Annotated in this window: 12 protein-coding genes; 6 read left to right on the top strand and 6 right to left on the bottom strand. The window is 48.0% G+C overall.

Going from position 1 to position 11,193, the window contains the following annotated elements; genetic code table 11:
- Positions 1-619: sigma-54-dependent Fis family transcriptional regulator (locus tag IT393_04115; protein MCC7201836.1), on the top strand; the 619-nt coding region annotated here is incomplete at its 5' end.
- A 38-nt stretch (positions 620-657) separates the two neighbouring features.
- Here the strand turns inward: IT393_04115 and IT393_04110 are convergent.
- From IT393_04110 to IT393_04085, 6 genes are read right to left on the bottom strand one after another with little or no spacing between them, the layout of a single operon-like run.
- Positions 658-1,989: a sensor histidine kinase gene (locus IT393_04110; GenBank protein ID MCC7201835.1), complete on the bottom strand. Its 1,332-nt coding sequence runs from the start codon at positions 1,987-1,989 to the stop codon at positions 658-660.
- Positions 1,989-2,654, bottom strand: a complete 666-nt coding sequence (locus tag IT393_04105) for a response regulator transcription factor (GenBank protein MCC7201834.1) — start codon at positions 2,652-2,654, stop codon at positions 1,989-1,991. Before IT393_04105 ends, IT393_04110 begins: the two co-directional genes overlap by 1 nt.
- A gap of 2 nt (positions 2,655-2,656) precedes the next feature.
- Positions 2,657-2,965 carry a PepSY domain-containing protein gene (locus tag IT393_04100; protein MCC7201833.1) on the bottom strand — a complete coding sequence of 103 codons (309 nt, stop codon included), beginning with the start codon at positions 2,963-2,965 and terminating at the stop codon, positions 2,657-2,659.
- Positions 2,958-3,515 (bottom strand): diheme cytochrome c, encoded by a 558-nt coding sequence (locus IT393_04095; protein MCC7201832.1) that lies wholly within the window; start codon positions 3,513-3,515, stop codon positions 2,958-2,960. Before IT393_04095 ends, IT393_04100 begins: the two co-directional genes overlap by 8 nt.
- A gap of 33 nt (positions 3,516-3,548) precedes the next feature.
- A complete protein-coding gene (locus IT393_04090; protein MCC7201831.1) occupies positions 3,549-3,938 on the bottom strand; it encodes a DUF1924 domain-containing protein in 390 nt (129 codons plus the stop codon).
- 1 nt (position 3,939) lies between these two features.
- Positions 3,940-4,527, bottom strand: a complete 588-nt coding sequence (locus tag IT393_04085; GenBank protein ID MCC7201830.1) for a cytochrome b/b6 domain-containing protein — start codon at positions 4,525-4,527, stop codon at positions 3,940-3,942.
- 380 nt (positions 4,528-4,907) lie between these two features.
- On the opposite strand from IT393_04085, the gene IT393_04080 reads away from it, so the two are divergent.
- From IT393_04080 to IT393_04060, 5 genes are all read left to right on the top strand, one after another.
- The gene (locus IT393_04080) at positions 4,908-6,287 is read left to right on the top strand and encodes a 3-deoxy-D-manno-octulosonic acid transferase (protein MCC7201829.1); all 1,380 of its coding nucleotides are present in this window, start codon (positions 4,908-4,910) and stop codon (positions 6,285-6,287) included.
- A 374-nt stretch (positions 6,288-6,661) separates the two neighbouring features.
- Positions 6,662-8,188: a 4Fe-4S binding protein gene (locus tag IT393_04075; GenBank protein MCC7201828.1), complete on the top strand. Its 1,527-nt coding sequence runs from the start codon at positions 6,662-6,664 to the stop codon at positions 8,186-8,188.
- A 101-nt stretch (positions 8,189-8,289) separates the two neighbouring features.
- On the top strand, positions 8,290-8,769 hold the full coding sequence (locus tag IT393_04070; GenBank protein MCC7201827.1) for a 4Fe-4S dicluster domain-containing protein: 480 nt from the start codon (positions 8,290-8,292) through the stop codon (positions 8,767-8,769).
- Entirely contained in the window at positions 8,769-10,058 is a 1,290-nt protein-coding gene (locus IT393_04065; protein MCC7201826.1) for an NAD(P)/FAD-dependent oxidoreductase, read from the top strand. The genes IT393_04070 and IT393_04065 overlap by 1 nt, the downstream gene beginning before the upstream one ends.
- Entirely contained in the window at positions 10,051-11,151 is a 1,101-nt protein-coding gene (locus IT393_04060; protein MCC7201825.1) for a glutamine amidotransferase family protein, read from the top strand. The genes IT393_04065 and IT393_04060 overlap by 8 nt, the downstream gene beginning before the upstream one ends.
- Positions 11,152-11,193: the final 42 nt, after the last annotated feature.

Below are 11,193 nucleotides of genomic sequence, written 5' to 3'. Positions count from 1 at the left end.
GGATGTATCACTGCATACCCAGATAAAACTCCTGAGGGTACTTCAGGAAGGGGAGTTTGAGCGGGTTGGTGATTCAAAGACCATCAGGGTAGATGTGAGGGTTATTGCAGCAACTAATAAGGACCTGAAGGTTGCTGTAGAAAAGGGTGAATTCAGGGAAGACCTTTACTACAGGCTAAAGGTTGTACCTATAGAGGTGCCGCCTTTGCGGGAAAGGAAAGAGGATATCCCGCTCCTTTTAAAACATTTTATAGAAAAGTACAATAAGGAACTGGGGGCCGGGGTTACAAATATCTCTCCTCCGGCAATGGACTTTCTGATGGAGTATGAGTTTCCTGGCAATATACGGGAACTTGAACATATTATAGAATATGCCATCATAAGATGTCATGGTTCTACCATCAATCCTGAACACCTTCCAAAGGAGATTCAGAATAAGAGCATCATAGACAAGATCATAAATAAGGCTGACCCTCTGAGAGAATTAGAGAGGGAGGTCATAATTCGTATGCTTGAAGAGACGAACCGGAACCATCAGGAGTGTGCAAAAAGGCTGAACATGAGCAGAACTACATTCTGGAGAAAATTAAAGTCCCTGAATATTGAACAGACGGGATGATCAACGGCTTGCGGCGGATAAAGATGAAAAGAATAAGTTCAGTAAACAACCGGCAGGTTGATATCTATCCTGAAGCCGCCAAGTTTCTCTGACCGGCCAAATTGTATTGACCCGGAATACTGCTCAACAATGCCTTTCACTATGGAAAGGCCGAGTCCATATCCGGCAGGGGACTCGTCGAGGCGTACCCCTCTGAGGGAGAGCCGTTCGATCTCCTCATCAGGGCAGCCTGGCCCGTCATCTTCAACAGTAATGCTTAAACCTGCATCGCTGGCAATAGCAAGGCTTACTGTGCTGCGGGCCCACTTGCATGCATTATCCAGCAGGTTCCCGATCAGTTCCAGCATGTCCTCCCTGTCGCCTGCAATAACGCCATGTGGCGGCACTGACCATTCAAACTTTATGGGCTTGTCTCTATAGATCTTCCTGAGGGCATCGAAAAGGTGGTGTAACTCCTCTCCCAGGACTACCTGTTGACCAGGTCTGGGAACACCTGATAAGCGCGCCAGTTTTAATTCCCGTTCCAGGAGAGAGTTTAGTCTTTCCGTTTGCTCAATCAGTTGACGCCTGACCTCCCCGCACTTATTCATCTCCTCCTGATGAGGCAGCTGCATCAGCAATGTCAAAGGCGTTTTAAGGGCATGGGCAAGATTGCCCATGGCATTTCGTGACCGCAGAAGCCTGCGACTCATGATATCGAGCAGCCGGTTGATCTCGTTGATAAAGGGACGCATCTCTCCGGGGACATCCTCTCTGAGCTGTGTGATCTCCCCCCTTTCCAGTGAGCTTATATCCTCCCGCACCTTTTCCAGCGGCGCCAATCCGGCCCGTACAATCAGTCTTTGAATTAAGATCAGGAATACGAGTATGGACGCTGATACAAGTGCATACCTGAGCTGAAATCGCCGCATATCGGCCTCCATTGGAGAGAGGTCCTCTGCAACAGCAATGAAAACGGGCTGATCCTGTTTTATGAAATTACCGGCAAGCAGCAGCAGAAGCTGCCCGCGGGGACCGTTAGAATAGGACTTTGTGATGGTATCTCCAGAAGCAGGGGGGATCACCAACTCCTCATCCCATAGGGACCTCGAACGGATGATTTGTCCGCCTGTCTGAATCTGGTAGTAGTGGCCTGAAAAAGGCCGGTTATATATTGGATCAATGCGTTGCATATTGAGGTAAGACGGGGTATTATCACTGCCTGTAACGAGGGCAACAAGAAAACCTTCTGCATCGTGCCTCAATCTCGATGCAACATAATCTTCTGTCAGGTACCGTATTGTCTTACTGACGATGAACCACTGAAGGGTGAACAGGACAATAAGGCTGATTATGAGGCCTGCACTGAGCCGTGTTTGCAGAGACCGCATTACTCAGGCACCTTGAAGATATATCCCTGACCGCGTCGTGTCTCAATCCACTCTTTGCCAAGTTTCTGCCGAAGCCTGTTGATATAAACCTCTATGACATTACTGTCTTTATCCGAATCAAAATCGTAGACATGCTCCGTTATACGGCTCTTTGACAGGACTATATCAGGGTGAAGCAGCAGGTATCTCAACAGCCGGAATTCGATACCGGTCAGCTCCTCTACTTTCCCGTCCCGCTTTGTAAGGCATTGCCGTTCCTCGTCGAGTGTAATGCCACCAACCTGCAGTGTACCTTGTGTCTGGGATTTTCCACGGCGTATCAGTGCATTAAGCCGGGCCACCAGCTCTTCCATATGAAATGGTTTTGAAAGGTAGTCATCAGCTCCTGCCTTGAATCCTTCAACCTTTTCAAACCATGCGCCACGGGCAGTCAGGATCAGCACCGGCACCTTATTCCCCTTTGCGCGCCAACCCTTCAATACGTCCAATCCCGAGCGATCGGGTAATCCGAGGTCCAGGACGACAGCATCATAAGGGACTTCATCGCCCATGAAGCCTGCATCAATGCCGTTCTCAGCTATATCCACGGCAAAACCCGACCGGCTCAGTTCGGTCTTTAATCTCTGGTTGAGATCACTGTCGTCTTCAACTACAAGGAGTCTCACTATTATCTTTCCATTTTTTGTTTCAGCAATTCACCGGTCCTGGCATCAATCTTTAGCTTCCATAAGATACCTTTTTCATCGAGGATCTCCAGTTTGTAGATGAATTTATTGTCCTGTTCATCCAATTCGACTTCGAGGATACGACCGGGATGTTCACGCACTGTCTTCTCTACAACTTCCTGGAGCGGGAGGATATCCCCTGCCTCCTTAAGCCTCTTTGCCCGCTCATGGTCGTCGCCGGCAAAGGCAGCGCCCATGCCATGCAATATAAAAAAGGCCAGCAGTAAGGTTATTTTTATAATATTAATCATTCCAGGCTCCAAAACCGGGGATTACCACTTCTTTTTTCCTGAAAGACCCGGCCTCTGCCCGCGTGTGACAGGCGTTACAATTGCTGAAGCTTTTCACCTTTGGATTTTTTGTAATGTGACGCGGCGCAAGTTCATGATGCTTCTGAATGATGTAGGGAACCCTGGTAATCCTCTCCGGTGTTTCATTGCCTCCTATTGAGCGGGTGATCCTGATCGAGTGTTTCCTGTCAGACCGGTCGGCCGCATTTTCCATGAGATATTTCCTTATAGTTTCTGTATCATTCGCTGAAAGCTCTGCGTTTTCGTTGAAGTGATTCCCAAGGTCTGACATTAGCTTATCCCATGAGCGGGCCGGGAGCAGCCCCGGTTGATAAGCAAAGTGGCAGGAACCACATTCGTTTTTGTATAACTCAAGCCCAACAGGCGCCACCCCGGACTTAGCACCTTTTAGTTCGTCCCACTCCCTGTCACGGCCCTCACCAATGGCAAATTGTCCGACTAATAAAATTACACCGATGATAATGGCTCCAATTCTAAATTTGGTTTTCATTATATATCCCTCCGTTATACATGTAAACAATGACTACTGGTTCTTTATAAACATCAGGAAGTTCCCCTTTTCCTGAGGTGTACACTCACGGCCGATCGTCCACTTGCAATTCCGGTTGAACCACTTCTCAATAAATGCTGCATCTTTAAGACGCTTTGGATTAACTGAAACTGCCATTGGTTCGATCGCTTTTCCAGTTGTTGCATGTTCCCCCCTCAGACTCAGGTTGCTGTGATGACAGGTGGCACAGCTCCTGTCCTGACCGGTTGCTGAGTCTTTGTACGGTTTGTTCCACATTGCCTTGCCGGCTTCTGCGCTGAAATTTCCGGCGCCGAGCCTTTTATAAGATGCCAGCAGGTCGTCTGCTGTTGATGCATTTGCAAAAACCGGGATACTTAACATAAATGCCGCTATTATTACCATCTTATTCAGTTTCATTCTTTAATCCTCCCTTGTAACCAGTGAACATGGCCTTGATCAGGTTCTCACGATGGACAAAACTGGACAGGATTACGCCCGCAACATGGAATGCAACAAGGGTCAACGTAAGTCCAGCGAGGAATTCATGTATATCTTCCAATGCATCAACCCCTTTCTCTCCAATCCCTGCCATCAGACCGGCAAGTGGGCCTGCAAATTCTCCTGCGCCATACAGGGCAAGCCCGGATAATGTGGTCAATATAAGGGTTGTGAGCAGGGCAATGATCATGGTTCCGCCGGCAGGTCCGTGTCCAAGGTAGCGCCTGGCACTGAACCTGACCAGGTCTCTCAAATAACTCAATACACTGCGGGGGTGATAAATAAAGTCAGTAAATCTCGCGTGCTCAGGGCCAATGAAACCCCAAAGCAGCCGGAACAAGACCAGCACCAGGACCGAATACCCTGCCAGTACATGGATGCTCAGAAAATCGTCCCCCACCAGATATGCGATTGCGAAACAGGCTACGAGCGCCCAATGAAATATCCTTACGAAGGGGTCCCACACCTTGACTTTTTCTGTACCTATTTCCATCTTCCTTCCACCTTTCTTAAGACCTTTAAAGTTTAATCTCTTATGCATGTAACTTAAGATGGAATCAGCTTAGCGCAGAGAGCTTAAATGAAACTTAAAAGAAATAATATATCCTTTCATTCCTGACAAACCGTCATGAGCCCTTCGACTGTTTGGCACGCTCACAGCTCAGGGCTCACAAGCGATTGAGAAAACGTCATTCCAGCGTAAGCGGGAATCCAGACCGAGGCCTGATTCTGAATTCCCACTCTACGCTTAAATCCTGCGGGGACAGGTTCCGTGGGAATGACACGTAGATAGGAGCATTTTCAGATAAATACCAGTGGTTACTTGTCGGGCTACTGATAATTCAGTATACTTGGGCTTGCCCGGGGAACCACATGTATTTAATTTATAATTTCCTTCTTATATTTCTCGCCATAATCACACTCCCCTTCTGGTTATACAAGGTCCTGACAAAGGAGAAGCACAGAAAGGGTTTCTGGGAAAAACTGGGGTTTGCCGGAGGGCATTCCTCAATATCAGGGCCGGGAGCGGGGAAGGACAGGTTGCGTGTCCATGTCCACGCTGTATCTGTTGGTGAGGTTATTGCGTCTACTCCCTTTATCAAGGGGCTCAGGCAGAGGCACCCGGAAATCCGGCTGACGGTGTCAACTGTTACGCCAACCGGCAATGACGTTGCCCGCCAGAGACTCCCGGAGGCAGACCAGATACTATACTCGCCATTTGATTTGCCATGGTCTGTTAAAAGGTTTATCAATAGAGTCCGTCCGGACATCTATGTCTCTGTTGAGACTGAGCTGTGGCCCAATTTTCTAAGGGAGGTAAAACGTTCCGGTGCAAAGTCTCTCATCATTAACGGCAGGATCTCCCCGGATGCATTCAAGGGCTATAGAAGGTTTCGCCCCTTTATGAAAAGGGTCCTTGCAAATGTAGACCTCTTCTGCATGCAAAGTGATGAGGATGCAGAGAGGATGAGGGAGATTGGGGCGCCTGCCGGCTCTGTGACTATAACCGGCAACATGAAGTATGACCAGAAGTTTATTGAGATGGATGAGGAAGCAATTGGTGCAAAGATGCGATTGTATGGGATCGAAAAGGATGACAAGGTAATAGTAGCAGGAAGTACACATCCTGGTGAAGATGAGGGGATTATTTCAGCATATCTTGAATGTCTCAAAGATTTTAAAAATCCCCCCTCACCCCCCTTTAGTAAAGGGGGGAAGGGGGGATTTGAAACAGTATCTCCCGGTGAAAAGCTTAGATTGATAATGGTTCCAAGGCATATCGAAAGGTCAGCAGAGATAGAAAAGATTGTTAAGGCAAAGGGGCTTGATGTTGTCAGGAGGACAGGGCTTCCTAATGCAGAAAAGAATGATTTACCGTACAGGACTGTAATAGTTGTTGATACAATAGGTGAGTTGTCAACCCTCTACAGCATAGCCACGATCGTAATAATCGGCGGGAGTTTTATACCCCACGGCGGACAGAACCCGCTTGAGGCCATGTATTACAAAAAGCCTGTCATATTTGGCAGGCATATGTTTAATTTTAAGAAGATTACAGAGGAGATATTAAAAGCGGGCGCCGGTTTGATGGTTGAAGATGATAAAAGTCTTAAAGTGACACTGAGTGGACTGCTTACTGACAACAGCAGGCAGTTGGAAATGGGGGAGAAAGGGTATAAGATAATTATGAGGAACAAAGGGGCGGTAGAGCGAAATCTTGCCATTGTTGAAAAATTTCTATCTGGTTGTTGAAATTTAATGTCTGTATTGCTATACTATAGATTCAAATTTATGTGGGATATGTTCCAGGTGAAACGTCATGAGCCTCAGGCTCACCAGGGTTAATGAAAACGTCATTCCCGCTTACGCGGGAATCCAGACCGATGTCGGGTTCTGGATTCCCACTCCCCGCTTAAATCATGCGGGGACAGGTTCCGTGGGAATGACGGGTATACAGGGATTTTCGGATGAACCTATGTGAGCAGGGGCTGATAAAGGGACAGGAAAATGAATCTTAGTTACCTACGCGCCGGCCTTCATGGCTGGCTTGAAGTTACCCATAAAGGGCAAAGCTACGATGGTGGCATTTTCATTCCTGGGCGTACCCTCATAGTGAGGATAGTGGAATGCTTTACAAGAAACCTCAGATTCAATATTACCCATATATAGTCCAGAGGGATGATTATAAATGTGTCCGTTGTCTTGGATGTGTTGAGCAGTGCTCCTACGATGCAACCTTCTACGATGAGGAGCTTGATGTCTTATGGAATAAGCATGAGGCATGTGTCGGCTGCAAGCGGTGTGAGGCCATGTGCCCTACGGATGCACTAAAGATTATCCCCAATCCTTCAAAACCTGTTGAACATGCAAGCTGGAAGTGGGATCTTGTCATGGATGCCTACCTCCAGGCAAATACCGGCAGCATTATTATCACAGGCATAGGAAATGACAAGCCCTACAGGATATATTTTGACCATCTGGTCATTGATGCCTGTCAGGTGACTAATCCGTCAATTGACCCCCTTAGAGAACCTATGGAGCTCAGGACCTTTCTTGGAAGGAAAGGACAGAAGATTGAGCTTGAGGAATCAGAAAAAGGGAAGATTGCATTAAAGACACGGCTTGCCCCTCAGCTTGAGCTTGATACGCCTATCATGTTCTCTGCTATGTCGTATGGTTCAATAAACCTTAATTTTCAGGAGTCCATGGCAAGGGCGGCAGTAGAGCTTGGCACCTATTGGAACACAGGTGAGGGAGGGCTTCACAAAAAGCTCTATCCATATGCAGGAAGGGGTATTGTTCAGGTAGCCTCAGGCCGTTTTGGTGTGAGCAGGGATTACTTGAAGGCAGCGGCAGCAGTAGAGATCAAGATAGGGCAGGGTGCTAAGCCTGGGATAGGGGGACACCTTCCCGGTGAAAAGGTGAATGCGGATATTGCTGAGACGAGGATGATACCTCCGGGTTCTGATGCCATTTCTCCGGCCCCGCATCACGACATATACTCTATAGAAGATTTGAGACAGTTAATATATGCAATAAAAGAGGCAACGAGATATGAAAAACCTGTTTTTGTAAAGATAGCAGCGGTGCATAACGTGGCTGCTATTGCGAGCGGTATAGCAAGGGCAGGGGCTGATGTCATAGTCGTTGATGGTTTCAGGGGCGGAACCGGGGCAACGCCCAAGTCAGTAAGGGACCATATCGGAATACCTGTCGAGGTGGCAATTGCTGCTGTAGACAGGAGGCTACGCCAGGAAGGGATCAGGAATGAGGTTTCTATAGTGGCTACTGGCGGTATCAGGAGCAGTGCTGATGTTATAAAGATTATAGCCCTTGGCGCTGATGCGGCCTATATTGCAACAGTGGCTATGCTTGCTATTGGCTGTACCCTCTGTCAGACATGTAATACCGGCCGGTGTGCATGGGGTATTACGACCAACGACCCGAGACTGGCAAGGAGGCAGAATCCGGACATAGCATCAGTCCAGTTGTATAATCTTGTTAAAGGCTGGTCACATGAGATGAAAGAGATGCTCGGGGCAATGGGGATCAACTCCATAGAATCGCTGAAAGGCAACCGGCTGAGGTTGCGCAGTATTGGATTGACTGAGAAAGAGAACGAGATACTGGGGGTTCTCCCGGCAGGGGAGTAAGTTGGATAATGAAATCCCCCTTGGTCCCCCTTTTTCAAAGGGGGAAATTAGTTCCCCCCTTATGTAAAGGGGGACAGGGGGATTTGAACGGGGATTTATGCATGAAAAAAGTAATTATAGTTGAAGACTACTGCATAGCCTGTTACAACTGTGAGGTCGCCTGTGTTGCATCGCACTCACGGAGCGAGGATCCTATAAAGGCATATAAAAGGGAAGGCTTGCGCGGCAGGACGAATGCCGTTGTTGAGGTTGCGTCACCATTGGCATTTTCATCAATGTGCAGGCACTGTAAGCATCCGTGGTGCATGGATGCCTGTATCAGCGGCGCCATTCAACGGCTTGATAATGGCATAGTCTATCTGGACGAGGAGCGCTGTGTAGGGTGCTGGGGTTGTGTCGTAGGATGTCCGTATGGGGCAGCCCACCCGAACCTTGACGGCGAGCGCAAACATGCATTTAAGTGTGACCTGTGCATCAAAAGGCTTGATGCCGGACTCAATCCTGCCTGTGTTGAGGCCTGCCCGAACAAGGCTTTGCTTTATGATGAGACGATTGAAGTCAGAGAAGAGGTTCGCACCTGATGTCTAAATCAGATTATGTAATTGTCGGTTCAAACGTTGCCGCCGTAGGGGCTATAGACGGGATAAGGAGACATGATAAAAAGTCTTCCATCCTTACGATATCTTATGAATCCCTTGGCTCCTACTCAAAGGCGATGCTTGCAGATTATATAAAGGGTTCCAATTCCCAATGGCTTGAGTACAGGGGCAAGGACTATTTTAAGAAGATGGGGGTTGACTGCCTCTTCGGGAGAAGGGTTACAGCAATCAAGGCGGATAAGTCTGTGCTGACTACAGATAATGGTGAAGAGGTTTCTTACAAGAAGCTGCTGCTTGGAGTTGGCGGGGTACCATTTAAGCCTGCGATAAAAGGGGCAGAGGGTAAAGAGCTTGTCTTTACATTTACTGACCTGTTTGACGCTGAGAAGATCCGTGAAGCGCTTCCCCGTTTTGACAGTGCAGTGGTAATCGGTGCAGGGTTTACAGGCACAGAGATTGCCTATACCCTGAATAAGCTTAATAAGAAGGTGACTGTAGTGGAGCTTGGGGACCGTGTCCTTGTCAAGGCATTAGACCCCAAATCATCTGAGATTGCTGAATCACTCATGAAGGGTGAGGGTATAGAGTTCTATTTAAATGACACAGTTGAAGAGATTGCCGGAAGTAGTGAGATAACCGGCGTAAGTTTAAAGAGCGGCAAGTTTGTCCCATGTCAGGCGGTTATAACTGCAATCGGTGTAATACCCAACGGAGCGTTGATAAAGGACACACAGATAAAATTTGACAGGGGCCTTGATGTGGATGACTATATGTGTACCAGTGTCCCGAATGTATATGGGGCAGGAGATGTGGTCAAGGCAACAGATATAACTGACGGCCAGAAGCGCTCATTGCCATTATGGCCGCTGGCCTTTCAACAGGGTCTGGTTGCCGGTATAAATATGGCAGGGGTCAAGTACCCTTATGCAGGCGGACTCCCAATGAATTCTCTGAAGTTTTTAAAGGTACCGATACTCTCAGCTGGGATCACTACCCCGCCTGATGCAAGTTATGAAACTATATCTGTCAGCGATCCCAAAGGGACGTTTTACAGGAGCCTTATTCTCAAGGAAGGAAGGTTGAAAGGTTTTGTAACAATCGGTGAAGTAGACGGGGCCGGTGTATTAACAGGACTTATCAGGAGTAAGGCTGATATATCCGGTATCAAGACAAGACTGCTTAATAAGAAGAAGATTGGACTTATGCAAATGCCCCGTGAGTGGAGAAACAGGATTTTTACACGAAGGGATGAGACAGACTACCATGATTGAAGGATATAAGAGATATAATGATCCCAGGGATACGAGCGGATGCGGTCTCGTCGGTTTTATAAACCGTGACGGGAAACGTGTTGACGGGAGTCACATAATAAAATCCCTCTGTCTGATGAAGGACCGCGGCAACGGCCTTGGTGCAGGTTTCGCCGCATACGGCATTTATCCTGACATGGCGGATTTCTACGCAATCCACGTCATGATGGATAAACCGGAGATAAAGCCTGATGTTGAGCGTGTCCTGTTTAAATTTTTCACTGTACACAGGGAAGAGGAGATACCGACAAGGGCTACTCCGTATATCAAGCATCCCCCGATCTTCTGGAGATATTTTGTTGAGCCAAAGAATGACTGCCTTCTTCCCGGAGAGGATGAAGAGGGGCTCGTTGTACGGGCGGTCATGAATGTCAATGATAACGTCCACGGCGCCTATGTCATATCGAGCGGTAAGAACATGGGGGCGTTTAAAGGTGTCGGGGAGCCTGCTGATATTGCCGACTTCTTTATGATTGAAGACTATAAGGCTTATATATGGATGGGACATACGAGGTTTCCTACCAATACTCCTGGCTGGTGGGGTGGCGCTCATCCTTTTACTATCCTCGACTGGGCGATTGTTCACAATGGTGAGATAACAAGCTACGGGACTAACCGTGCGTTTCTTGAGATGTATGGTTATAAGTGCACGCTCCTTACTGATACGGAAGTGGTGGCGTATGCCCTTGACTATCTGATCAGACAGCAGAAGATGCCGCTTCGTGCAGCGTTTTATGCACTGGCAAGCCCTTTCTGGAAGGATATAGATCTGGGGTTACCTGAGGACAGGGAGTTTTCAGAGGCGTTAAAGGCCATTCGCATACAATACGGGCCGCTGCTCCTCAATGGTCCTTTTGCCATCCTGTTTGGCTGGCGCAACGGTCTTGTGGGATTTAATGACAGGATAAAGCTGCGCCCACTGTTTGCAGGGGAGAAGGATGAGACACTTTATATGGCAAGTGAAGAGGCAACAATCAGAGAGATATGCGAAAAACCGGACAGGCTATGGATGCCGAGGGCCGGCGAGCCTGTTATCGGGATGTTAAAGGAATAAAATCCCCCTTTGTCCCCCTTTTTCAAAGGGGGAAATTAGTTC

Source organism: Nitrospirota bacterium (genome assembly GCA_020851375.1).
Lineage (GTDB): Bacteria > Nitrospirota > 9FT-COMBO-42-15 > HDB-SIOI813 > HDB-SIOI813 > RBG-16-43-11.
This window is presented reverse-complemented; position numbering and strand designations above follow the sequence as displayed.

Coding starts and splice junctions, on each gene's coding strand:
- IT393_04110 (MCC7201835.1), bottom strand. CDS start 1,989: ATGCGGTCTCTGCAAACACGGCTCAGTGCAGGCCTCATAATCAGCCTT.
- IT393_04100 (MCC7201833.1), bottom strand. CDS start 2,965: ATGATTAATATTATAAAAATAACCTTACTGCTGGCCTTTTTTATATTG.
- IT393_04095 (MCC7201832.1), bottom strand. CDS start 3,515: ATGAAAACCAAATTTAGAATTGGAGCCATTATCATCGGTGTAATTTTA.
- IT393_04090 (MCC7201831.1), bottom strand. CDS start 3,938: ATGGTAATAATAGCGGCATTTATGTTAAGTATCCCGGTTTTTGCAAAT.
- IT393_04085 (MCC7201830.1), bottom strand. CDS start 4,527: ATGGAAATAGGTACAGAAAAAGTCAAGGTGTGGGACCCCTTCGTAAGG.
- IT393_04080 (MCC7201829.1), top strand. CDS start 4,908: ATGTATTTAATTTATAATTTCCTTCTTATATTTCTCGCCATAATCACA.
- IT393_04075 (MCC7201828.1), top strand. CDS start 6,662: ATGCTTTACAAGAAACCTCAGATTCAATATTACCCATATATAGTCCAG.
- IT393_04070 (MCC7201827.1), top strand. CDS start 8,290: ATGAAAAAAGTAATTATAGTTGAAGACTACTGCATAGCCTGTTACAAC.
- IT393_04065 (MCC7201826.1), top strand. CDS start 8,769: ATGTCTAAATCAGATTATGTAATTGTCGGTTCAAACGTTGCCGCCGTA.
- IT393_04060 (MCC7201825.1), top strand. CDS start 10,051: ATGATTGAAGGATATAAGAGATATAATGATCCCAGGGATACGAGCGGA.